Source organism: Streptomyces sp. NPDC006798, from assembly GCF_040635975.1.
Classification (GTDB): Bacteria; Actinomycetota; Actinomycetes; order Streptomycetales; family Streptomycetaceae; genus Streptomyces.
In genome coordinates this window covers 98,283-121,961 of record NZ_JBEYIS010000021.1, presented here as the reverse complement: position 1 = coordinate 121,961, position 23,679 = coordinate 98,283, and the positions used below count along the sequence as shown (strand labels likewise).

Below are 23,679 nucleotides of genomic sequence, written 5' to 3'. Positions count from 1 at the left end.
CGCGACGACGGACGCCGCGACTGCGTCCGCGCCACCGCCCGCCCCACCGCAGCCCGCGTCCTCTGGTCCGTCCACACCCTCGTCCTCGTCACCGCACTGCTCGCGGGCACGGTCGCGTTCCGCGCCCAGGAGTTGGCGGACCGGCACTGTTCCAGTTCGCCGCTCTCGGCCAATCGCGACACCCGGCTGCTGAAGGCGGACAAGTCGGCCGATCCCGAGTGCGTCGGTATCGCCACCGGCGACGTCCGCTTCTCCGACTGGCTGAAGTCCGGTGACCACGGCGGCACGTCCGCCAAGGCGCCCTGGACGCTGGCGGAGTTGGAGAAGAAGATCGAGCGGGAGAATGCCGGGATCCTCAGCAGCAAGAACGCCAAATACGTCACCGTCGTCTATGCGGGTCCCCTCGGTTCCGCCTCTCCGGAGAACGCGTCGCCGGTGAAGGGCATCGAGGAGCTGGCAGGTGTCTATCTCGCCCAGGCCGCGATCAACAAGGCCGGTTCCCCCCGGCTCCGGGTGCTGATCGCCAACGGCGGCGCGGATATGCGCCACCAGGTGGCCATGGCCGAGTCCATCGCCCGCTACGCCCGCCGTGACCCCAGCCTCGTCGGCGTCGTCGGCGCCGGACGGAATCTCACCACCAGCAAGGATGTCGCGACCCTTCTCGGGGACGCCGAACTGCCGGTGATCTCGGGTACGAACTCCTCGACCGAGCTGCCCCTGAAGCACGCCAACTGGTTCAGCCTGGCCGCCCCCGACGCCTGGCAGGCCCGGCAGCTCGAACTGATCGCCCGACAGCTGCAGCTCCCGAAGACCGAGCAGCACGCGCTCGTCCTCGCCCGCGACACCAAGAAGACCCAGGACGAGTACACCAACCAGCAGGCCCGGTTCGGGGGCGAGATGCTGAAGGGCCTGAGGTACAAGGTCACCGGCCCGGTCCTGTACACGGTTCAGGACGGCCGGGCCGAACTGCAGGGCCCGACCGAGACGTTCTGCCGGGGGACCAGGGTCCCCTCGGTGATCTACTTCGCGGGCCGGGCCGAGGACATCAACCCGCTGATGCAGCAGCTCAGCGCCGAACGGGGCTGCGACAACCGGAATATCTCCATCCTCACCGGCGACGATCTGTCCAAGGCCGACTTCACCTCGCAGGGCAACCAGCAGATGCCGGCCGATGTGACGCTCTACTACGCGGCCCTCGCCTACCCGGCCGACGGGCAGTCCACCAACTTCTACCGAAACGCCGAGCAGTACCTCTCCCCCGCCGCTCCCGCCGTCCGGCCGGGCTGGGCCAGGCCCCGGGCGTCCCTGCTGGCGAGCGGCCAGACAGCCCTCTCGTACGACGCCACCCGCGCCCTGCACAAGGCGGCCAGCGTCGGAGGCGCGGTCCAGAACCGGGCCGCCACCTGGGTCAATCTCCGGACGGTCGACCTTCCCAATATGGCGACGGGCACCATCGACTTCACCGATGCCCAGCCCCGGGCGAACCGGACGGGGCACAGCATCGTGCTGAACGAGGTCCGCACCGGCCGGGACGCGAAACCCGTTCTCCGGGCGTTGTGCGGCCGGGCGGCGGGAGACGCCCGGCCACTGACCGCGGCCGACTGCTCCATCGGGCGCGAGCCGCTCTCCGTACGGGAGGTCGGTGGCTGACAGACGACCCCCGGCGGGCGGCTGAAGACTTCTCATCCGCGAACCGGGGGATCCCCCGGCACCCCGGGAACCAGCCCTCCCCCGGTGCCGCGCCCACGAGGGCGGCCGGGGCTCCGGGAAGGGGCGAGCGCCTCCGCTACGTCGGCTCGCGCAGGGCCACGCCCAGCCGGGCGGCCCATTCGAGGGCGTTGGGGACCCGGGACTCCCTCGGCAGCGGTCCCGGTTCGGACGCGGAGTCCAGCAGCTCCTCCAGGGCCGCCGCGTTCACCGTGCCCGCCTCGACCCGGGCGACGAACCGCTCCGCCGCGACCGGGTCGCGATATCCGGCGTCGGCGAAGCTGTCGGCCAGCGACCGGTCGTCGAAGATGCCCGCATAGCCGTCGCAGGACGCGGCGAGCCCGTCGTCCTCGACGTAGTCGGGGTAGGCGGCGCGCCGCCAGCACTCCCCCTCCCACCAGTAGAGATAGCCGAGTTCATAGCCGTCGTTCAGCTCTCGCAGGCTCTGGTGCGGCAGCCAGTCGGGGGCGTCGGCCAGCAGGTCGACGGGCTTGTCGCCCCGGTAGGTGGTGTCGCTGCAATCGACGTCCTGGCCGTAGAACATCGCCTTTCCCCCGGGCAGCAGCGCCAGCGTCCAGCCGCCGTTGGAATGCGAACAGGACAGTTCCCGGTCGCCGAGCCGGAATACCGGCCTGGCGGTTCTGGTGACAGCGATCAGTACGAGCACGACGGCGCGCTGCCACATGCGCTCGGGTCTGCCCAGCTGTGCCGGAATCCGAGGCTCGTCGGTCATCTGTGTCCCTGCTGTCGACCTAGGTATTAGCCGCCCGAACATCCGGCGTTACCGAACCATACGACCGGACGGAGCACCGGCGCCAATGGTGGGCCGGACCGGCCCGGCAGCCGTGTCCGCCGTGGTCGGCGGGGTGTGCGTGGCCATGGGGGAATGAGCGGAGCGGGAGGATTCCGCGTCCGGAATTCCCCGGCCGGAATGGCGGGTTCGGATCGGGAAACGGAAGGGGGCACTGTTGCGGTTCGGCATCTGACGCACCAAAGGGATGACCGTTCGGAGAATCGAGTCTCGGGGAATGGGGGACAAAGGCCGGAAACGATCGCCGGTTCGGCCGGGGCTCAATCGGCCGCGGGGTCCGGCGGGACGTCCCCGGGGTCCGTACGACGTACCGGACCGCGGCCCGGTACCGTCCGGCGCCTCCCGGTACGGTCTGGGACCCGGCCCGGCCGAACGGGCCGCGGCCGCCGGTGCCGGGGGTCCGGCACGGCGCCCGGGTCGTCGGGCGGACTGCTGGGGGCGAAGGTATCCGCCGCCCCTGCTCCGATGTTCGCATTTGCTTACCGTTTACTCATCCGCTCGCACCGCCCGCGACCGGAACGCATCGCACAGGGATCCGGCCACCGAGGCCCGGCCCGTCGGAGCCGCCCGGGTGGTCGACGGGCCCGCGGCCCGCCGTACGTGCTGTTCCCCCGGTTCGCGGACGAATACGGAGCGCCGTTCGGCGCCCGGCGGGCCCGGGACGCCCGGACGGCCGCCGGGAGAGGGGCGCGTACGGCACAGGCCGTAGGCTGACGCCGATGTTCACCTCATCCGGACCCACACTCCGCGAACTCGCCGTTCAGGCGCTCTCCTCGGTCGAACGGGGATACGACCTGCTGGCGCCCAAGTTCGACGCGACCCCGTTCCGTACCCCCGACCGCCTGCTCGATCCGTTCGTCACCTCGGTCCGTCCGCTCGGGCCGTTCCGTACCGGTCTCGATGTCTGCACCGGTACGGGGGCGGGCGTAGGGGCCCTGCGCCGACTGTGCGACACCCGGGTCGTCGGGGTGGACTTCAGCTCCGGCATGCTCGACCGGGCACGCGCCCGGTACGGCTCCGGAACCGTACCGTCCGGCCCGGCGCGGGAAGCCGCTGAGGCGCGGCTCCCGGAGGACCGGGCGGAGGGTCCGGAGGAGGAGGTGGCCGTCGGGGAGCCGTACCGCTCCCCCGCCGTCGACTGGGTACGCGCCGACGCCCGCGCGCTGCCGTTCGGCCCGGGTTTCGATCTGGCGGTGAGCTTCGGGGCGTTCGGCCACTTCCTGCCCCGGGAGCGGCCTGCGCTCTTCGCCGGGGTGTACCGGGCGCTCCGCCCCGGCGGACTGTTCGCCTTCCCGCTGCCCGCGCCGCCGCCGGTGGGCTCGGCGCCGTACTGGACGCTGCTGGGCTTCGACACGGCGATGCGGGTCCGCAACGCCGTGTGGCGACCGCCGTTCGTGATGTACTACCGGACCTTTCCGCTCGCCCCGGTGCGGGAGGATCTGATCCGGGCCGGGTTCGAGGTCGGGCTGCGGCCGATGGAGGAGCTGGGGCGGCGGCCCGACGGCAGCCCGAAGTGCCGGCTGGTGCTGGCCCGCCGTCCCGGCTGACACCGGATAGGGCGGCACCGGGGCGTCAGGCGGCGACCGGGCCGGGACCCGGGCGAGGTTCCGGGCGGGGAACCGGCCGTGGTTCGTCGTGGTGGATGGGTGTCCCGGTATCGGTGAGCGGCAGCCCGCCGCCGCCCCGGCGGTTCGCCACGATCTCCGCCGCGATCGACAGCGCCGTCTCCTCGGGGGTCCTGGCGCCCAGGTCGAGCCCGATGGGGCTGCGCAGCCGGGCGAGTTCGCGTGCGGTGACACCCGCGGCGCGCAGTCTCCGTTCCCGGTCGGCGTGGGTGCGCCGGGAGCCCATCGCGCCGATGTACGCGACCGGCAGCCGCAGCGCGTACTCCAGCAGCGGTACGTCGAACTTGGCGTCGTGGGTCAGGACGCAGAGCACGGTCCTGCGGTCGGTCCCGGTGGCCCGCAGATAGCGGTGGGGCCACTCCACGACGACCTCGTCGGCGCCGGGGAAGCGTTCGGCCGTGGCGAAGACGGGCCGGGCGTCGCAGACGGTGACGCGGTAGCCGAGGAACGTGCCGATCCGGACCAGCGCCGCGGCGAAGTCGACGGCCCCGAAGACGATCATGCGCGGGGGCGGTGCGCCGGCCTCCACGAAGAGGGTGAGCGGGTCCTCGCACCGGTCGCCGTCCGCGCCGGTGCCGTCCGCGCCGACGGTGACCGTGCCGCTCCGGCCGGTCTCCAGCAGGGCGCGGGCCTCGGCCGCGGCGGCGCGGTCGCGTCCCGGGGGCCCGCCGAGGGTGCCGTGGTACGCGCCGTCCGGCGCGACGGCCAGGGCACGGCCGAGGAGTCCGGCGGGGCCGCCGGTGATCCGTACCAGGGCCGTGGTGTCGCCTTCGGCGGCCCGGGTGACGGCCGCCGCCTCCGGCCCGTCCGGGGCGACCGGGACGACCAGGACGTCCAGTTCGCCGCCGCAGGTGAGTCCGGTGGCGAAGGCGTCGTCGGGATCGAAGGTGCCGAAGCGTTCCCGCAGGGGCCGTCCTTCGCTCAGGACCCGGACGCAGAGTTCGTAGACCGCGCCCTCCACACAGCCGCCGGAGACGGAGCCGACGGCCCGGCCCTCGGTGTCGACCGCGAGGGCGGCTCCGGGAAGCCGGGGCGCGCTGCCGCTGACGGCGACGACGGTCGCGACGGCGAAGGTCCGGCCGTCCCGGAGCCAGCGGTGGAGTTCGTCGGCGATGTCGAGCACGGTCCGCTCCTGTCCTCTGCGCTCTGTACCTCTGTCCCTGCCCTCGGCCCTCAGGCCGTGCCGGTGAGATGTTCCGGCCGGACGGGGACCCGGTTCAGTTCGAGCCCGGTGGCGGCCCGGATCGCCGCGAGGATCGCGGGGGTGGCGGAGAGGGTGGGGGCCTCGCCGACGCCGCGCAGCCCGTACGGCGCGTGGTCGTCGGCGAATTCGAGTACGTCGACGGGCATGGTGGGGGTGTCGAGGACGGTGGGGATCAGATAGTCGGTGAAGGACGGGTTGCGGACCTCGGCGGTGACGGGGTCGACCAGGATCTCCTCCATCAGGGCCACGCCCAGTCCCTGGGTGGAGCCGCCGTGGATCTGGCCGATGACGGCGAGCGGATTGAGGGCTTTGCCGACGTCCTGGGCGCAGGCCAGTTCGACGACCTTGACCAGGCCGAGTTCGGTGTCGACCTCGACCACGGCGCGATGGGCGGCGAAGGCGTACTGGACATGCCCCCGGCCCTGTCCGGTGGTGCGGTCGAAGGGCCGCGTCGGCCGGTGCCGCCACTCCCGTACGACTTCCACCGCCTCGTCCGCCAGTACGTCGGCGAGTTCGGCCAGGGTCTCGCCGGTGTCGGTGACGACCCGGCCGCCTTCGAGCCGGAGTCCGGGGTGCGCCCAGGCCGGATGGTGCGAGCCGAGACGGCGGCGCCCCAGCTCGAACACCTGCTCGCGGACGGCTTCGCAGGCGTGTTTGACGGCGCCGCCGGTGACATAGGTCTGGCGGGAGGCGGAGGTGGATCCGGCCGAGCCGACCCGGGTGTCGGCGGGGCTGATGGTGACGTGGGTGACGCCGAGTTCGGTCCGGGCGATCTGGGCGTGGACGGTGACTCCGCCCTGGCCGACCTCGGCCATCGCGGTGTGGACGGTGGCGACCGGGACACCGCCCGCGATCTCCAGCCGGACCCGGGCGGTCGAGTAGTCGTCGAAGCCCTCGGAGAAGCCGACGTTCTTGATGCCGACGGCATAGCCGACGCCCCGGACGACGCCCTCGCCGTGGGTGGTGCCGCCGACCCCGCCGGGCAGGGCCCGCAGATCGGGGGCGCCGCCCGCGACCTCCCACTGCCGTTCCGGCGGCAGCGGCCTGGCCTCGACCCGGCGCAGCAGTTCGGCGACGGGGGCCGGGGAGTCCACGGTCTGTCCGGTGGGCATGGTGGCGCCCTGGGACATGGCGTTGATCCGGCGGAGTTCGACCGGGTCCAGGCCGAGGGCGGCGGCGAGCTTGTCCATCTGGGCCTCGTAGGCGAAGCAGGCCTGGACGGCGCCGAAGCCCCGCATCGCGCCGCACGGCGGGTTGTTGGTGTAGAGGGCGAGGGCCTCGATCTCGATGTCGTCGACGACATAGGGGCCGATGCCGAGGGAGGCCGCGTTGCCGACGACGGCCGGGGACGAGGAGGCGTAGGCGCCGCCGTCGAGGACGATCCGGCAGCGGACGTGGGTGAGTCTGCCGTCGCGGGTGGCGCCGTGTTCGTAGTGGAGCCGGGCGGGGTGGCGGTGGACGTGGCCGAAGAAGGACTCGTACCGGTCGTAGACCATCTTGACGGGGCGGCCGGTGCGCAGGGCGAGCAGACAGGCGTGGATCTGCATGGAGAGGTCCTCGCGGCCGCCGAAGGCGCCGCCGACGCCGGAGAGGGTCATCCGGACCTTCTCCTCGGGCAGTCCGAGTACGGGGGCGATCTGGGCGAGGTCGGAGTGGAGCCACTGGGTGGCGACGTACAGATCGACGCCGCCGTCGTCGCCGGGCACGGCGAGCCCGGACTCGGGGCCGAGGAACGCCTGGTCCTGCATGCCGAAGACATAGTCGCCGGTGACGACGGTGTCGGCGCGCCGGGCGGCGGCCGAGGCGTCGCCGCGGACGATCGGCTGCCGGTGGACGATGTTGGGGTGGGGGACGTGCCGGCTGTGCGGGTCGGCGCGGTGTTCGTGGACGAGTACGGCGCCGGGCGCGGTGGCGGACGCCTCGTCGGTGACGACGGGCAGTTCGGCGTAGTCGACCCGGATCTTCGCGGCGGCCCTGCGGGCGGTCTCGGGGTGGTCGGCGGCGACCAGGGCGACGGGTTCGCCGTGGTGGCGGACCTTGCGGTGGGCGAGGGCGGGGGTGTCCTTGATCTCCAGGCCGTAGTGGGTGACCGCGGCGGGCAGGTCCTCGTAGGTGAGGACGGCGTGGACGCCGGGGACGGCGAGGGCGCCGGAGATGTCGATGGAGAGGATCGCGGCGTGGGCGGCGGTGGAGCGCAGGGTGTGGCCCCACAGCATGTCCTCGTGCCACAGGTCGGACGAGTAGGCGAACTCGCCGGTGACCTTGAGGGTGCCGTCGGGGCGGAGGGTGGACTCGCCGACGCCGCCGGGGGTGGTGTGGGCGTTCTGGGTGAGGTCGGTGGGGGTGCCGGTGACGGTCATCGCGGGGTGCCTTCTCCGGTGGGGCGGCGGGCGGCGGCGAGCCGTACGGCGTCGAGGATCTTCTCGTAGCCGGTACAGCGGCAGAGGTTGCCCGCGAGGGCTTCCCGGATATCGGAGTCGGAGGGCTCCGGGTGGCGTTCGAGGAGTTCGTCGGCGGCGACGAGGAGGCCGGGGGTGCAGAAGCCGCACTGGACGGCGCCGGCTTCGACGAACGCCCGCTGGATCGGTGCGAGGTCCTGGCCGGGCGCCCCCGGTACGGCGCCGGGCGCGGCGGGTGCCGTACCGGAGGTGTCCGGGGTCCCGTCGTACGTCTCCGGTACCGCGGCGGAGCCGTCGCCGGAACCTTCGCCGGGGCCGGGCGGCGCGGCGGGTCGCGCGACGACCCGTTCGGCCCGGCGGCGGGCCAGTTCGGCGAGCCCTTCGACGGTGATCACGTCCCGCCCCTCGGCCTGACCGGCGGCGACCAGGCAGGAGCAGACGGGGACACCGTCGAGCCGGACCGTGCAGGAGCCGCATTCGCCCTGCTCGCAGGCGTTCTTGGAGCCGGGCAGCCCGAGCCGTTCCCGCAGGACGTAGAGCAGGCTCTCGCCCTCCCAGACGTCGTCGGCGATCAGCCGCCGTCCGTTGACGGTCAGTTCGATCCGCATCAGACCGCTCCTCCGGTTCCGCCGGTCGTGGTGTCCCGGCCGCCGGTGCTCCGGTACTCCTCCCAGGCCCATTCCAGGGTGCGGCGGGCCAGGACGCCGACGGCGTGCCGCCGGTAGGCGGCGGTGCCCCGGACGTCGTCGATGGGGACGCAGGCCCCGGCGGCGAGGGCGGCGAACTCCCGGGCCACGGCGGGCGGTACGGGTCTCGGCTCCTCCCAGTACCCGCCGTCGGCCAGGGCCGCGACCAGGAACTCCTCGGCGGTCCGGGCCCGGACCGGGGTGGGGGCGGCGGAGCCGATCCCGGTCCGGACGGTACGGGTCGCGGGGTGGAGGGCGAGGCCGAAGGCGCAGACCGCGATCACCATGGCGTTGCGGGTGCCGACCTTGGCGAACTGCTGGGGCCCGCCGGCCCGGGGGACGCGGACGGCCCGGATCAGTTCGTCGGGGGCGAGGGCGTTCCGTTTGACGCCGGTGTAGAAGTCGTCGACCGGGATCAGGCGGGTGCCGCGGACCGAGGCGGCCTCGATCTCGGCGCCCGTGGCGAGGAGCGCCGGGTGGGCGTCCCCGGCCGGGGACGCGGTGCCCAGATTGCCGCCGACTCCGGCCCGGTTGCGGATCTGGGGGGAGGCGACGGTACGGGCGGCGCGCGCGAGCGCGGGCAGCTCGGTCCCCAGCCGTTCGATGATCCGGGTGTACGGGACCGAGGCGCCGAGCCGGACGGTGCCGCCGTCCGTCTCCCAGCGGCTCAGTTCGCCGATCCGGCCGAGGTCCATCAGCCGGCCGGGGCGCCGATGGTCGAAGTTGATCTCCACCATGACGTCCGTCCCGCCCGCGATGGGCACGGCGTCGGGGTGCGCGGCCTTGGCGGCGAGGGCCTCGTCCCAGGTGGCGGGCCGGAGGAATTCCATGCGCTGGCTCTCTTCTGCGGCGGTCCCGGAGGCCGGTCGGTCCCCGTGAGCCCGGTGGTCCCCGGTGGCCCGAACGGTCCCGGGAGGCACCCGGACGGCCGTCCCGCCCGTCGGGGCGTCGTCCGGGGTGGTGCGCGGCGCGTAACCAGTACACAAAGCGGCGCCGCGCCCGGTGCAGTCACCGAACCCCCGAAGGAGTTCGCTGGCCGGCCGGTACTTCTTGTAGATTCAGACAAACACAGGACGGGGCATTCGGGCGCGGCGAGCCGGTACCGCCGGTGACCGGGGCGTCACCGCGGCCGGTGCGCCCCCGGGCGTCCCGGGACACACGAGCGACGAGAACGGATCGGCGGCTACCGGATGCGGCTGCGCGCACTGCTGGAGAACGAGGCGCTGGGGCTGCGGCTGCTCGGCGGGGACGACGAGCTGGACCGCGCGGTGCGCGGGGTGATGACCACGGACCTGCGGGACCCGAGCCGCTATCTGTCGGGCGGTGAGCTGGTGCTCACCGGGCTGGCGTGGCGGCACGCGCCGGAGGACTCGGAGTCCTTCGTCCGGATCCTGGCCCGGGCCGGGGTGACGGGTCTCGCCGCCGGGGAGGCCGAGCTGGGGGCCGTACCGGAGGACCTGGTGGCGGCCTGCGGCCGGCACCGGATGCCGCTGTTCGCGGTGAACGAGGCGGTGGCCTTCGCGACGATCACCGAGTACGTGGTGCGGCGGGTCTCGGGCGAGCGGGCGGGCGATCTGGCGGCCGTGGTGGACCGGCACCGGCGGCTGATGACCTCGGGACCGGCGGGCGGCGGCCCGGAGGTCGTACTCGATCTCCTCGGCTCCGATCTGGATCTGCGGGCCTGGCTGCTCTCCCCCACCGGACGGCGGATCGCGGGCCCGGGTGACGTAGCGGGGTCCCCGGCGCCGTCGGCGGCCGTACGGTCGGCCCTGGCCACCGAGCATCTGGCGGCCGGGCGCGCGGGCCGCCGGGCGCCCTGCCGGGTGACCGCCGGGGGGACGGTGTACTCGCTCTTCCCGGTCGGCCCTGCTGACCCGGCGGCGGCCGGGGAGGGCGGCGATCCCCGGGAGGCGGTGCTCTCCGGCTGGCTGCTGGCCGTCGAGGCGGACGCCGCCGACTGGCCCGCCGAGCGGCTCGACCTCCTCCAGGGCGTCACCCAGCTGATCGCCGTGGAGCGGGACCGGGGCGACGCGGCCCGTGCGGTCCGCCGCAGACTGGCCCAGGAGGTGCTGGAGCTGGTCCGCGCGGGCGCGGCGCCCGCCGAGGTCGCGGCCCGGCTGAGGGTGGCGGCCCCCGTACTGCTGCCGGGTCCGGGCACCGCGCCGCACTGGCAGATCGTGGTGGCCCGGGTCGACGAGGGCCGGGAGACCGCCGGGGACCCGGCGGCCGACGAGACGTCCGGGCCGCTCGCCCGCGCCCTGCTGGAGGAGATCCTGATCGACCCGGCGGCCGGCGGCGCCGAACCGGGCGACCGGATCGCCGTGGCCCACGCGGGCGGCGAGGCGATCGCCCTCGTACCGCTGTCGGCACTGCCGCCGACCGGCGACACCCCCGCCACCGAGGAGTCCCTGCACGCGGACGCGCTGCTGGCGGCGGTACGCGAACCCCTGTCGGCCGGGCTCGGCGACGACGGACGGCTCACCATCGGCGTCAGCGCCGCCGTCTCGTCGGCGGAGGGGCTGCGCGGCGCGCTGGAGGAGGCCCGGCACGCCCGCCGGGTCGCGGCGGCCCGGCCGGGCCGGGTCTGCGCGGCGGGCCATCACGAACTGGCGTCGCACGTCCTCCTGCTGCCGTTCGTCCCCGACGACGTCCGCCGGGCCTTCACCGCCCGGCTGCTGGACCCGCTGCGGGAGTACGACCGGCGGCACCGCGCGGAGCTGATCCCGACGCTGGAGGCGTTCCTCGACTCGGACGGTTCGTGGACCCGTTGCGCGACCCGGCTCCATCTGCACGTCAACACGCTGCGCTACCGGGTGGGCCGGATCGAGCAGCTCACCGGCCGGGATCTGTCCCGGCTGGAGGACAAGCTGGACTTCTTCCTGGCCCTGCGGATGAGCTGACGCCGGTACGGGGCCGGGAGCCGTCACCGGGCGGCCCGGGGCGGCGGCGGGACCGGCCCGTCCGCCCGGGCCGTGTCGCCACCATGGCGCCGTCCGCCCGGCGTTCCCGGCCCGCGGCGTCCGGTGCGTGCGATGCGCGACGGCGGTGGGGGTCCCCCGGTGAAGCCGCGGGGCGGTCTCCCTCGTACCGGACGTACTCGGGAACCCCGACAACGCCGGGGATCCCTACCGCCCCCGAAGGGCTACGGGAGAGTGCGCGAGCCGGGCGGGACTTTCCGGACACGGCCGGGCCCGGGAACGGGACCGTCGTGGCCGGGTCGGGGTACGGCTCCGGTGCCGGGCGGGCGACCGGCGTGGTCCGGCCGCGTTCGCGGCCGACCGGCCGTTCCCGGGCGCCGCGCGGCAGACCGCGCCCAGCGGGCCGCGCGCCGGGTCCTCCCCGGGCCGGACCGGGCGGCCCCCGGCGGCCTCCGAGCACCGAAGCGGTGGATCCCCGCAGCCGACGCATGTCCCGACCCGACCGTCCCGCCCCGGGCCCGGCGAACGACGCGCGTCAGGGCCGGTCCGGACGGTCCGCCCGAGCACCCCTGGAAGGATCAAGATCAGCCATCACGCGGCCGAAAATTGACAGTAAGGCAAGCCTGACCATATTTATAGGCGCATCCGCTTTTTCCTCCCGCGCGCAGACCAGTCCTGCCGATTCGGCCGCCGCGGGCCCCCAGGAGGCTCCCCATGCGCCGTTCGCTCGTTCGCCGCGGCACGGTACTCGCCGTTTCCACGGCCCTGCTCGTCCCCGTCCTCGCCGCCTGCGGCTCGGACGACAAGGGTGACAAGAGCAACAAGAAGGACGGCTCGACGGCGCAGAAGGCCGATGAACTCGTCATCTACTCCGGCCGCAACGAGAAGCTGATCGGCCCGATCATCGAGAAGCTGGAGAAGGCGACCGGGACCAAGGTCCAGGTCCGCTACGGCGACAGCGCCGAACTCTCCGCCCAGATCCTGGAGGAGGGCAAGCGCACCAAGGCCGGTCTCTTCTTCTCCCAGGACGCGGGCGCCCTCGGCGCGCTCTCCGGCGCCGGACTGCTGGCGAAGCTGCCGGAGAAGTCGCTGAACAAGGTCGACCCGGCCTTCCGCGGCGGCGAGGGCGACTGGGTCGGCGTCTCGGGCCGCTCGCGGGTGATCGCGTACAACCCGGACAAGGCCCCCAAGGCGCCGGACAGCGTCAAGGACCTCACGGAGCCGGAGTGGAAGGGCAAGGTCGGCTACGCGCCCACCAACGCCTCCTTCCAGGCGTTCGTCACCGGTATGCGGGTCCTGGAGGGCGACGACGCCACCGCGAAGTGGCTGAAGGACTTCAAGGCCAACGGCGCCAAGCCGTACGCCAAGAACGGCGCGATCCTCGACGCCGTCGACAAGGGCGAGGTCTCGCTCGGTCTGATCAACCACTACTACTGGTACGAGAAGGCCGCCGAGGTCGGCACCGACAAGCTCAAGGCGAAGATCCACTTCCTGCCGGGCGGCGACCCGGGCGCCCTGGTGAACGTCGCGGGTGTGGCGGTCCTCGAGGACGGCGGCCAGAGCGCCGCGGCCGAGAAGGCCGTCGACTACCTCCTCTCCGCGGAGGCCCAGCGGTACTTCGCCTCGGAGACCAAGGAGTACCCGCTGGCCGCCGGGGTCGCCTCGCCCGTCGCCGGACTGCCGCCGCTGGCGTCCCTGAAGGCCCCGAAGATCGACCTCGGCAAGCTGGACTCGCTCCAGAAGACGCTGGAGATGATCCGCGAAGCGGGCATGGTCTGAGCCCGGCAGGTGTAGCCGCGACCGCTGACGCGGCCGTATCCCCGTCGATTCCACCGGAGACGAGAACACCACCGCCTTGAGCACCGACACCACCCGGTCCGTGCGCATATCGGCCGCCGCGCACCGCGCGGCGGCCGGTCGGCGTACTCCGCCGCTCGTCCTGCTGCTGCCCGCCGCCGCGGCGGCCCTGATCGCGCTGCTTCCGCTCGGCTATCTCGGCGTCCGCGCCCTGGAGCGCGGCCGGGGCTTCGCCTGGGACATCGCCACCGAGCCCCGGACCCTCGAACTGCTCGGCCGCAGCCTCTGGCTGACCGCGATCGTCGTCACCGGATCGCTGCTCATCGGCGTCTCCCTGGCCTGGCTGACGGTCCGTACCGACCTGCCGGGCCGCCGGGCCTGGGCCGTCCTGGCGACCCTGCCGCTGGCCGTACCCAGCTATGTGGCCGCCTTCACCTGGATCTCCGCCTTCCCGTCCCTCGAAGGGCTCCCCGGCGCGGCGATCACCCTCACGCTCGCCTGCTTCCCCTATGTCTTCCTGCCGGTCGCCGCGGTCCTGCGCGGTATCGACCCGGCCCAGGAGGAGGCCGCCCGCTCCCTGGGGCACGGCGCGTTCCGTACCTTCGTCCGGGTCACCCTGCCCCAGCTGAGGCCCGCGGCGGCGGGCGGCGCGATCCTCGTCGCGCTCTACGTCCTCTCCGACTTCGGCTCGGTCTCCATCACCCGCTACGACACCTTCACCCGCGCCATCCACACCTCCTACCAGGCCAGCTTCGACCGCACCCCGGCCGCGGTACTCGGCTGCGTCCTGGTCCTGATGACCGTGCTGCTGGTACTGGCGGAGAACCGCACCCGGGGCCGCGCCGGACACGCCCGCACCGGCCGGGGCAGCGCCCGGCCCCCGGTCCGGCTGCGGCTGGGCGCCGCGACCGCGCCCGCCCTCGCCTGGTGCGCCGCCGTCGCCGGGGCGGCCGTCGCCTTCCCCCTGGGGACCCTCGCCTACTGGCTGACGGCCGGGAACTCCGGCTTCGACGGCGGCAAGCTCTGGGACGCCACCGTCGCCACGGTCACCGTCGCCGCGATCGGCGCCGCCGTCACGACCCTGCTCGCCCTGCCCGTCGGGGTGCTGTCGGCCCGGCACACCGGCCGGTTCGCCCGGCTGCTGGAGCAGTCCGTGTACGCGGGCCACGCCGTCCCCGGCATCACCGTCGGACTGGCCCTGGTCTTCTTCGCCGTACGGTACGCCTACCCGGTCTACCAGGAGCTGCCGCTGCTGATCACCGCGTATGTGGTGCTCTTCCTGCCGGTCGCCGTCGCCTCGGCGCGCGCCGCCGTACTCCAGTCGCCACCGGTCCTGGAGGACGTGGCCCGGTCCCTGGGGCGGCGGCCCCTCCAGGTCCTGCGGGAGATCACGGTGCCGCTGGCCGCGCCCGGGATCGGCGCGGGCGCCGCCCTCACCTTCGTGGTGATCATGAAGGAGCTGCCGGCCACCCTGCTGCTCCGGCCCACCGGTACGGACACCCTCGCCACCCGGCTGTGGACCGAGACGGGCGCGGGCGCCTTCGCGGGCGCAGCCCCGTACGCGGCGGCGATCGTCCTCGTCGCGGCCGTCCCCTCCTATCTGCTCGGAAGGCGCTCATGACCGCGACCGAACCGGCGGCCGCCCCCGCCGGCCTGCGTATCACCGCCGTCACCAGCTCCTACGGGCGCGGCCCCGGGGCCCAACGGGTCCTGGACGGCCTCGATCTGACCGTGGGCCCCGGTGAACTCGCCGCCGTACTCGGCCCGTCCGGCTGCGGCAAGACGACCCTGCTGCGGATCGTCGCCGGGTTCATCGCGCCCGACTCCGGCGAGATCGCCCTCGGCGACCGGATCGTCAGCGGCCCGGGGGTCGCCGTCCCGCCCGAGCGGCGCGGTATCGGGATCGTCGCCCAGGAAGGCGCCCTCTTCCCGCATCTCTCCGTCGCCCGCAACGTCGCCTTCGGACTCACCCGCACCGGCCGGGCCGAACGCCGGTCCCGGGCCGCCGGGATGCTCGCCCTGGTCGGGCTCGCCGACTACGGCGACCGGATGCCGCACGAACTCTCCGGCGGACAGCAGCAGCGCGTCGCCCTCGCCCGCGCGCTGGCTCCCCGCCCCGCCCTCGTCCTCCTCGACGAGCCCTTCAACGCCCTCGACAGCGCCCTGCGGGCGGGGCTGCGGTCCGACGTCAGGGCCGCGCTCCGGGCCTCGGGCACCACCGCCGTCCTGGTCACCCACGACCAGGAGGAGGCCCTGTCCTGTGCCGACCGGGTCGCCGTCATCCGGGACGGCCGGGTCGCCCAGTCCGGTACGCCCCACGAGTTGTACGCCGCCCCCGCCGACCCGTGGGTGGCGTCCTTCGTCGGCGAGGCCGTCCTCCTCCCCGCCACCGCGGACGGCCGCACCGCGACCACACCGCTCGGCGAGGTCGCCGTCCCCGCCGACGCGTCCGGCGCCGGTACGGTCGCCCTCCGCCCCGAACAGCTCGCCCTGGTCCCGGTTTCGGGCGCGACCGCGGGCGGCCGGGTCGTCGGCCGGGTCACCGAGGTCCGCTACCACGGCCACGACACCCTGACCCTGCTCGACGTGGACGGCGTCGGCACCGTCACGGCCCGCGCGCCCGGCGCGCCCGTCTTCCACCCGGGCGACGAGGCGGGTGTGGTGGCCTCCGGCGCGGCGACGTTCCACCGCGACTGACCGCGCGCCGGGGGCGGCGGGCGTGCGGGCCGTGCCCGTGCCGGGGGCTCGGGGGTCCGGAGGTCGTCCATACCATCACCGGCCCGGCAACGCGACCCGCCCCGGGCGCTGTCAGTGGCCCCACCACGCGTCCCGGCCACCGGCGAACCCGGAAGCGCGCGGAGCGGCTTGCTGACAGTCCGGTACGAAGATCGAATGAAGATCGTCAACTCCGCGACGGTTACCGGCCAACGGCGAATCACCGCTGTTGACGCGTGTCGGGGGCGTCTTGTGGATCAATATCACGGATCATCACCCGCCCCGGGGCCAAAGTTTGTGAATTGATTCACTCAACCCCTTGGCCCAGTGGGTCGATCCATGCTGAGATTCCCCATACTCAACAGCTCGACGGCGTGCTCGGGGAGGGCGTAGTGGCGCACACCGCCATGTCTGGTTTTGGGACCACAGCCGGTGACGATCCACTCCAGACGGCGGTTTGGCGGCTGCGTTCACGCGGCTGCTGGACCGACGCGGCTGCCCTGCTCGCCCCGCACGCCGCGGATCCCGCCGCCGCGCTGGAGCGCGTCGGGCTCCTGGTGGAGCGCTGCATGTACACGGGCGACGGCTGGGCCGACGCGGAGGACGCCCTGCGGACCGCCGAGGCGGGCGCCCGCGACGACGAGGAACGCGGGGGCGCGGCCTGCGAACGCGGCCGGCTGGCCTACGCGGCCACCGTCCTCGGGGTACGCGACCGGGCCGACGAGGCCCGTACGGCGCTCGGCCGGGCCGCGGCCCTCCTCTCGCCCGTCTCACCCGCGCGACCACTGCTCGACTTCCGGCGGGGCCTGCTCGCCGAACACATCGCGGACTCGCCGCAGGCGGCCAGGGCCGCGTACCGCAGGGCCCACGAAGGGGCGGCGGCGGGCGGCGACCGCCTGCTGATGTCGTTCACCTTCCACCACCTGGCCCGGATCGCCCTGCGCGAGGGCGAGATCCCGGAGGCCAGGCACGGCTTCACGGAAGCCCTGCGGCTCCGGGTGGAGCTGGGCTATCTGATCGGTACGGCCCCGGCGCTGGCGGCCCTCGCGGACTGCGAACCGGAGCCGGAGGCACAGCGGTTGCGCACGGAGGCGGGCCGCCTGTTCCGCCTGCTGGGCGGGGTCCCGGTCTGGCTCGCGGACCGTCTCCCCCACCCGTCGACCCCGGTGGCCTGACCCCCGGCAAGGAGCACGTCGCCCTTCAAGCGGCGCCCGGACGAGAGCGTTCAGGGGCGCGGGGAACTGCGGGACAGGCCACCGGCGGGGCGGGGCCGCCCGACAACGTCCGCCAGCCAGAACATTCGACGCGAGACCTCACCGGGAGAGCCCAGGCGCTGGGGTCCCCCCCATCGCCGAAGGCACAGGGGGCGGAACTGCGCGACCAGCCCACGACGGCGCGCGGTCGCCCGGCAACCTTCGCCCGGCAGGGCGGATGGCGCGGGCCTCACCCGGAGAGCCAAGGCGCTGAGGGTCCCCCCGCCGCAGGCACAGGGGGCGGAAGTGCGCGACCAGCCGGGCACGGCCGTCCGGCCGGATACAGCCGCTATCGGACACGGTGCGACGCGGCACCCCGCCGTGGCGGCGACCGTTCGACGCCGTCCTCACGCCGCCGTGGCCGGTCGCGCAGTTCCCCGCGCCCCTGAACGCTCTCCTGCGCGCTGCACCCGCGAGGGCGACACCGGAACAGAGGGCGCCCGGGGCGCGGGGCTACGCCCCGGGAAGAGCGCCGAAGTGGGCCTCGATCAGGGGGAGCGCCGCGGGGACGTCACCGGAGGCGAGCGCGCCCAGGAGCCGGATGTGCTGAGCCGCGTCGGCGATGAGGCACGTACCCGCGGGGGGCCACTGGGAGCGCCGGTGCAGATCGTCGGCGACCGCCACCAACTGGTCGTTGCCGCCGAGCGACAGGACCGCCCGGTGGAAGGCGCGGTCCGCCTCCGCGTAGCCCGCGCGGTCACCGGTCGCCGCGACGACCGCCGCCGCGTCCGCGACGGGACGGAGCCCGGCCCAGCGGTCGGCGGGCAGGGTACGGGCGAGCCGCAGGACGACGGGTGCTTCGATCAGCGCCCGGACTTCGGCGAGTTCGGCCCGCTCGCGGGGGCCGCGGACCGCGATCCGGAAGCCTCGGTTGGGGACGACCTCGACCGCGCCCTCACTGGCGAGTTGCTGCATCGCCTCCCGGACGGGCGTCGCGGAGACCCCGAACCGGAGTCCGAGCGCCGGTGCCGAGTAGACCTCTCCGGGGGCGAGGTCGCCGTCGAGCAGCGCGCCGCGCAGGGCCTGGAGGATCTGTTCCCGTACCGAGTGCCGGCGGATCTCCCGGTGCGCGAGCGGCGCCGCGGCGGCGTACAGCGGGCCGCTTCCGGCGGGCTCGGGCGCGTCCGCCATGACCGGTCCGCGCGGCGAGCCGGCCCGCGGCGGCGGTACCGTGAACGGCGGACGCGGTACGCCGCCGCCCGGCGTTCCGGCCGGGCCCGACGGCACTGCGGGCGCGGATCCGGCGCGGGTCGCCCCCGCGCCCCGACTCGGGGCCTGCTCCACTCGGGTCCTCCTCCGGCCTGCCGGGGCCCGGTCGCCGTCCGCCCGACCCCCCGGAGTGCACCATAACGGCCGGGCCCGCCGTCCAAACACCGCACGCCTCGGGTAAGGTAAGCCTAACCTGAAGTCGATCGTGGATTCGGCGGTCCCGTATGACCCTGCCCGCGCTGCTGCCCGCGCCCGCGTCACCCGTCGCGGACGCGTATGCCCGCCTCGGCGAGGCGTATCCGGGCCTGGCCTTTCGCGAGCTGGAGCCGGGGGACGCCGTCCCGGCGGGCGAGGGCTGGTTCCGCGCGGACGAACTGGCCGCGGGCGGCCCGGCGCTCGACGGATTCCTCGCCTGGGACGCCGAGCAGATCCGCCGCGACTACGGCGAGGAGGCCCGCCCGGACGTGGTCGCCAGCTTCGGCCTGCACCGGTACGCCTGGCCGACCCTGCTGCTGATCACCGTCCCCTGGTTTCTGCGCCGCCGGGTGCCGAGGGTCGATCCGGCCTCGGTGGCGTACCACCGGACGGACAGCAGGATCGTGGTCCGGGTCACCGACTTCGCCTGCCTGCCGGGCGATCCGGCGGCCGTACTGCCCGGCGCCCGGGTCGTCCGGGACGAGGCGGCGCTGCGCGACGAGGTACGGACCGCCGTCGCCGACCACATCGGCCCGCTGCTCGACGGGTTCGCCCCGCGGATGCGGCGCGGCCGCCGGGCGCTCTGGGGCATGGTAACGGACGAGATCGTCGAGGGCCTCTGGTACATCGGCGAGCGGCTGGGCGAGCGGCAGCGGGCCATGACGGAGCTTCAGGAGCTGCTGCCCGGCACCGTGAAGCCGTACGTCGGCACGCCCGGCTTCCGTACGCTGCCCGGCCCCTCGGGTGAGCGATTGCCGACCCGGGACCGCGCGAGCTGCTGCCTGTTCTATACACTGCGCCCGGACGACACCTGTGTCACCTGCCCGCGGACCTGCGACGCGGACCGGGTGGCCCGGCTGCTGCCGAACGCCTGACCCGGGCGGACGGACGGCCCGGAGGGGCGTCCGGAGACCCTGGTGACGCCGCGCCGGAAGACCCGGAACCGATGTCACGCTCCGGATGTCACACCCCCCTTCCGGGTGATATAAATCGTACGCAACTCCCGCTGCCCATACGGCAGTTCGAGGGAAACCCAGCTATCCGTATGCCGTATGGCCCCATTTGGCGTTCTCTTGCCATGAAACCCCCTGGGATCGCCCGGACTTCGGTCAGTATGGCGGCCGACCGCCTACCGCGATGCAGATGTAAAGGGACGCCGACAACATGAGAGACATATCGCTATCCTGGTTGCTTCCCGGCGCCGTGATGCTCGTGGGAGTCCTGGTCGCGATCGCCGTGCTCCAGCGCGGCAAGAAGGCTTCGGCGAAATCGGAGCCCGAGGATTCCTGGGAGCGCAGTGAGGAGCGCCGCAGGCGCAAGGAAGCCATGTACGCCACGGCTTCCTATGTCCTCCTCTTCTGCTGTGCCGCGGTGGCCGCCGCACTCTCCTTCCACGGTCTGGTCGGCTTCGGCCGGCAGAATCTGAACCTGTCGGGAGGCTGGGAGTACCTCGTGCCCTTCGGCCTCGACGGCGCGGCCATGTTCTGCTCGGTGCTCGCCGTCCGCGAGGCCAGCCACGGTGACGCGGCCCTCGGCTCCCGCCTGCTGGTGTGGACGTTCGCGGGCGCCGCGGCCTGGTTCAACTGGGTGCACGCCCCCCGGGGTGTGGACCACGCGGGCGCGCCGCACTTCTTCGCCGGTATGTCCCTTTCGGCCGCGGTGCTCTTCGACCGCGCGCTGAAGCAGACCCGCCGGGCCGCCCTGCGCGAGCAGGGTCTGGTGCCCCGCCCGCTGCCGCAGATCCGGGTCGTCCGGTGGCTGCGAGCGCCTCGTGAGACCTTCAACGCCTGGTCGCTGATGCTCCTCGAGGGCGTCCGCACGCTGGACGAGGCGGTCGAGGAGGTCCGTGAGGAAGAGGCCAAGAAGAAGCAGCACAAGATGCGCACCCGGGACCAGGCGAAGCTGGAGCGCGCCCGGATCAAGGCCCTCAACCGGCAGCACCGGGCCTGGGGGCGCGGCCGGGTGATGGCCGATCCGAACCTTCCGGCACTGACCGCGAGCCCGGCCGGCGGGGCCGCTTCGAGCCAGTCGGGGAGTTCCGCGGGGGCGCTGACGGAGAGTTCGGCCACCGTAGCGGAGCCTGCCATAGCGACGGGACAGCTGCCGCTTCGATCCATGCACTCCCTGGAGCCCGCGGCATCGGCCGCCCCCGAGCCTAAGGTCGTCGACCTGACGGCGGAGGACGACACGATGACCCTGCCCAGGCTGGATTCCCTGGAGCGGAAGCTGAAGGATCTGGAGCAGCAGTTCGGCTGACCGGGTCTCCGATCGTGATCGCAGGAGGGGCCGCCCCGGATTCCGGGGCGGCCCCTCCTGTGGTCCGCCGGGCCGGCCGCTCGAAGGGCGGCGGCCGGTCGCGGTCAGGCGGCGTTGAGTTCGAACCAGACGACCTTGCCCGCGTGCTGGGTCCTGACCCCCCAGGAGTCCGCCAGGCTCTGGACCAGTGCCAGACCGCGACCGTGGGTGTCGAGAAGATCCTGTTCCCGGCGCGGTTCCCGGGAGACCGCGGGCGGCTCCGGGAAGCCCTCCACGAAGTCGCGTACCTCCACCCTGAGGGTCGAGGTACCGACGGTCGCCGTGACGACGGCGCCGTGGTCCGTATGGATCAGCGCGTTGGTCACCAGCTCGCTGGCGAGCAGTTCGGCGACATCGGCGGTGCCACCACCGCCCCACTGTCCGAGCAGCTCCCGTAACCCGTGGCGGACTTCGGGCACCGCTTTCAGATCACCGCACCCCATCCGGCGATGCAGCCGCTCCCTTCCGCGAGCCCGTCCGGGCTGTCCCCCGATTCGACCGGATCCGTCCGAGGCGGAACCGGCCCCTCCCTGACGCACTGTCATCATCCCCACCCGTTGAACGCCGGACTCCTCGTCACGACGGTGCGTACCGACCATTCCAGGAGAGCCCTGCCCCTTTCGGGGGCGAGCCACGCATGGCAAAGGGGGTCAAGGGGTCGGGAGAGGGGTTTTTTCCCGCAGCGGACGGATGTGGTCTACGCCTTCTGCCGGAGTCTTTCCACTCAGGGCCTGGGCACATTGCGCAGATTGGAACGGGCCATCTGCACCATCCGCCCGACTCCTCCGTCGAGCACCATCTTGCTCGCGGAGAGCGCGAAGCCGGTCACCATCTCGGCGCTGATCTTCGGCGGGATGGAGAGGGCGTTGGGGTCCGTGACCACATCGACCAGGGCCGGGCCCTTGTGCTTGAACGCCTCCTTGAGGGCATGGGCGAGCTGGCGGGGCTTCTCGACCCGGATGCCGTACGCGCCCGACGCCCGGGCGATCGCCGCGAAGTCGGGGTTCTTGTTGTGGGTGCCGTAGGACGGGAGCCCGGCGACCAGCATCTCCAGATCGACCATCCCCAGGGACGAGTTGTTGAAGAGCACGACCTTCACCGGCAGGTCGTACTGGACCAGGGTGAGGAAGTCGCCCATCAGCATGGTGAATCCGCCGTCGCCGGACATCGACACGACCTGTCGGCCCCGGTCCGTGAACTGGGCGCCGATCGCCTGCGGCAGCGCGTTCGCCATCGAGCCGTGGCTGAAGGAGCCGATGATCCGGCGGCGGCCGTTCGGGGAGATGTAGCGGGCCGCCCAGACATTGCACATCCCGGTGTCGACGGTGAAGATCGCGTCGTCGTCGGCGAGTTCGTCGAGGACGGAGGCGACGTATTCCGGATGGATCGGAACATGCTTGTCGACCTTGCGGGTGTACGCCTTGATGACGCCCTCCAGCGCGTCGGCGTGCTTCTTCAGCATCTTGTCGAGGAAGCGGCGGTCGTTCTTGATCCGGACCCGGGAGTTCAGACAGCGCAGGGTCTCCCGGACATCGCCCCAGACGGCGAGGTCGAGCTTGGAGCGGCGGCCCAGGTTCTCGGGCCGGATATCGATCTGGGCGATCTTCACATCGTCGGGGAGGAAGGCGTTGTACGGGAAGTCGGTCCCCAGCAGGATCAGCAGATCGCATTCATGGGTGGCCTCATAGGCGGCGCCGTAGCCGAGGAGTCCGCTCATGCCGACGTCAAAGGGATTGTCGTACTGGATCCACTCCTTGCCGCGCAGGGCGTGGCCGACGGGTGACTTCACCCGTTCGGCGAACTCCATCACCTCACGATGGGCGCCCGCGGTGCCGCTGCCGCAGAAGAGCGTCACCCGGTCGGCCTCGTCGATCATCCGGACCAGTTTGTCGATCTCGCCGTCGCCGGGGCGCACCGAGGGGCGCGAGGTGACCAGCGCGCTCTCCACGGTCTTCTCCGGGGCCTGCTGGGCGGCGATGTCGCCGGGGAGGGAGACCACACTGACCCCGCTGCGGCCGATGGCGTGCTGGATCGCGGTCTGGAGCAGCCGGGGCATCTGCTTGGGGTTGGAGATCAGCTCGCTGTAGTGGGAGCACTCGCGGAACAGCTGGTCCGGATGGGTCTCCTGGAAGTAGCCCAGACCGATCTCGCCGGACGGGATGTGGGAGGCGAGGGCGAGTACGGGCGCCATGGAGCGATGGGCGTCGTAGAGACCGTTGATCAGATGCAGATTGCCGGGGCCGCAGGAGCCCGCGCAGGCGGCCAGCTTGCCGGTGATCTGGGCCTCGGCCCCGGCGGCGAAGGCGGCGGTCTCCTCGTGGCGGACCTGGATCCAGTCGATCTCGGGGGTGCGGCGGATGGCGTCGACGACGGGGTTGAGGCTGTCGCCGACGACTCCGTAGAGCCGCTGGACACCCGCGCGGACGAGGAGGTCGACGAACTGTTCCGCGACGTTCTGCTTGGCCATGGGGGTGGGGTCCCTTCCTCGCGTGGTCCGCCTGAAGGTCCATCAACCCATGGGACGACTGTTTCCGCCTCCTCTTTAGCCCCGGTGGCCCCGGGCGCCCCCGGTCCGGAGGCGGTCGGCGGTCGGCCGCCTATGCCTCCGGCGATGGGGGGACCCCCAGCGCCTCGGCCCTCCGCGTGAGGCCCACGCCACCGCCCAGCCGGGCGAATGCTGTCGGGCGACCACGCGCCGCCCGTGGCTCGTCGCGCGGTTCCGCCCCCTATGCCTCCGGCAATGGTGGGACCTCCAGCGCCTCGGCCCTCCGGGTGAACGCCACGACCCCGGCCGCGCCCGGCACCCTGATGTTGTCTGCGGCCCGCAGCCCGCCCGTGGTTGCTCGCGCAGCTCCCCGCGCTCCT

17 protein-coding genes are annotated in these 23,679 nt (G+C 73.4%); 9 read left to right on the top strand and 8 right to left on the bottom strand.

Annotated elements, in window-relative coordinates; all coding sequences use genetic code 11:
* Positions 1–1,650, top strand: a 1,650-nt coding sequence (locus ABZ714_RS16915; protein WP_358825995.1) for an ABC transporter substrate-binding protein, incomplete at its 5' end; no start/stop codon positions are given.
* Between the two features lie 136 nt (positions 1,651–1,786).
* Here the strand turns inward: ABZ714_RS16915 and ABZ714_RS16910 are convergent.
* Entirely contained in the window at positions 1,787–2,440 is a 654-nt protein-coding gene (locus tag ABZ714_RS16910) for a hypothetical protein (RefSeq protein ID WP_358825994.1), read from the bottom strand.
* 797 nt (positions 2,441–3,237) lie between these two features.
* Here ABZ714_RS16910 and ABZ714_RS16905 point away from each other — a divergent pair.
* On the top strand, positions 3,238–4,065 hold the full coding sequence (locus ABZ714_RS16905) for a methyltransferase domain-containing protein (protein WP_358825993.1): 828 nt from the start codon (positions 3,238–3,240) through the stop codon (positions 4,063–4,065).
* A 25-nt stretch (positions 4,066–4,090) separates the two neighbouring features.
* On the opposite strand, the gene ABZ714_RS16900 is transcribed toward ABZ714_RS16905, so the two are convergent.
* Genes ABZ714_RS16900 through ABZ714_RS16885 form a run of 4 tightly spaced genes read right to left on the bottom strand, consistent with a single transcriptional unit; the run spans position 4,091 to position 9,262 of the window.
* Positions 4,091–5,266, bottom strand: a complete 1,176-nt coding sequence (locus tag ABZ714_RS16900) for an XdhC/CoxI family protein (RefSeq protein WP_358825992.1) — start codon at positions 5,264–5,266, stop codon at positions 4,091–4,093.
* Between the two features lie 50 nt (positions 5,267–5,316).
* Positions 5,317–7,707 carry a molybdopterin cofactor-binding domain-containing protein gene (locus ABZ714_RS16895; protein WP_358825991.1) on the bottom strand — a complete coding sequence of 797 codons (2,391 nt, stop codon included), beginning with the start codon at positions 7,705–7,707 and terminating at the stop codon, positions 5,317–5,319.
* Positions 7,704–8,354 (bottom strand): (2Fe-2S)-binding protein, encoded by a 651-nt coding sequence (locus ABZ714_RS16890; RefSeq protein ID WP_358825990.1) that lies wholly within the window; start codon positions 8,352–8,354, stop codon positions 7,704–7,706. The genes ABZ714_RS16895 and ABZ714_RS16890 overlap by 4 nt, the downstream gene beginning before the upstream one ends.
* On the bottom strand, positions 8,354–9,262 hold the full coding sequence (locus ABZ714_RS16885) for an FAD binding domain-containing protein (protein WP_358825989.1): 909 nt from the start codon (positions 9,260–9,262) through the stop codon (positions 8,354–8,356). The genes ABZ714_RS16890 and ABZ714_RS16885 overlap by 1 nt, the downstream gene beginning before the upstream one ends.
* A 360-nt stretch (positions 9,263–9,622) precedes the next feature.
* Between ABZ714_RS16885 and ABZ714_RS16880 the strand changes: the two genes are divergently transcribed.
* From ABZ714_RS16880 to ABZ714_RS16860, 5 genes are all read left to right on the top strand, one after another.
* Positions 9,623–11,332 carry a PucR family transcriptional regulator ligand-binding domain-containing protein gene (locus ABZ714_RS16880; protein ID WP_358825988.1) on the top strand — a complete coding sequence of 570 codons (1,710 nt, stop codon included), beginning with the start codon at positions 9,623–9,625 and terminating at the stop codon, positions 11,330–11,332.
* A gap of 732 nt (positions 11,333–12,064) precedes the next feature.
* Positions 12,065–13,129, top strand: coding sequence for an iron ABC transporter substrate-binding protein (locus ABZ714_RS16875; protein ID WP_358825987.1), 1,065 nt, complete (start codon positions 12,065–12,067; stop codon positions 13,127–13,129).
* Between the two features lie 76 nt (positions 13,130–13,205).
* Complete coding sequence (locus tag ABZ714_RS16870; RefSeq protein ID WP_358825986.1) at positions 13,206–14,768, top strand: iron ABC transporter permease; 1,563 nt, start codon at positions 13,206–13,208, stop codon at positions 14,766–14,768.
* A complete protein-coding gene (locus tag ABZ714_RS16865; protein ID WP_358825985.1) occupies positions 14,765–15,844 on the top strand; it encodes an ABC transporter ATP-binding protein in 1,080 nt (359 codons plus the stop codon). The genes ABZ714_RS16870 and ABZ714_RS16865 overlap by 4 nt, the downstream gene beginning before the upstream one ends.
* Positions 15,845–16,269: 425 nt before the next feature.
* Positions 16,270–17,037 (top strand): hypothetical protein, encoded by a 768-nt coding sequence (locus tag ABZ714_RS16860; RefSeq protein ID WP_358825984.1) that lies wholly within the window; start codon positions 16,270–16,272, stop codon positions 17,035–17,037.
* Between the two features lie 531 nt (positions 17,038–17,568).
* Here ABZ714_RS16860 and ABZ714_RS16855 read toward each other — a convergent pair.
* Positions 17,569–18,246 carry a GntR family transcriptional regulator gene (locus tag ABZ714_RS16855; protein ID WP_358825983.1) on the bottom strand — a complete coding sequence of 226 codons (678 nt, stop codon included), beginning with the start codon at positions 18,244–18,246 and terminating at the stop codon, positions 17,569–17,571.
* A 302-nt stretch (positions 18,247–18,548) separates the two neighbouring features.
* Here ABZ714_RS16855 and ABZ714_RS16850 point away from each other — a divergent pair, with 302 nt between their 5' ends.
* Together ABZ714_RS16850 and ABZ714_RS16845 are read left to right on the top strand one after the other, a co-directional pair.
* A complete protein-coding gene (locus tag ABZ714_RS16850; RefSeq protein ID WP_358825982.1) occupies positions 18,549–19,394 on the top strand; it encodes a (2Fe-2S)-binding protein in 846 nt (281 codons plus the stop codon).
* 289 nt (positions 19,395–19,683) lie between these two features.
* Positions 19,684–20,775: a DUF2637 domain-containing protein gene (locus ABZ714_RS16845; protein WP_358825981.1), complete on the top strand. Its 1,092-nt coding sequence runs from the start codon at positions 19,684–19,686 to the stop codon at positions 20,773–20,775.
* 104 nt (positions 20,776–20,879) lie between these two features.
* On the opposite strand, the gene ABZ714_RS16840 is transcribed toward ABZ714_RS16845, so the two are convergent.
* Both ABZ714_RS16840 and ABZ714_RS16835 read right to left on the bottom strand, forming a co-directional pair.
* Positions 20,880–21,257, bottom strand: coding sequence for an ATP-binding protein (locus ABZ714_RS16840; protein ID WP_358825980.1), 378 nt, complete (start codon positions 21,255–21,257; stop codon positions 20,880–20,882).
* Between the two features lie 281 nt (positions 21,258–21,538).
* Positions 21,539–23,281: a pyruvate dehydrogenase gene (locus tag ABZ714_RS16835; RefSeq protein ID WP_358825979.1), complete on the bottom strand. Its 1,743-nt coding sequence runs from the start codon at positions 23,279–23,281 to the stop codon at positions 21,539–21,541.
* Between the last annotated feature and the right edge of the window lie 398 nt (positions 23,282–23,679).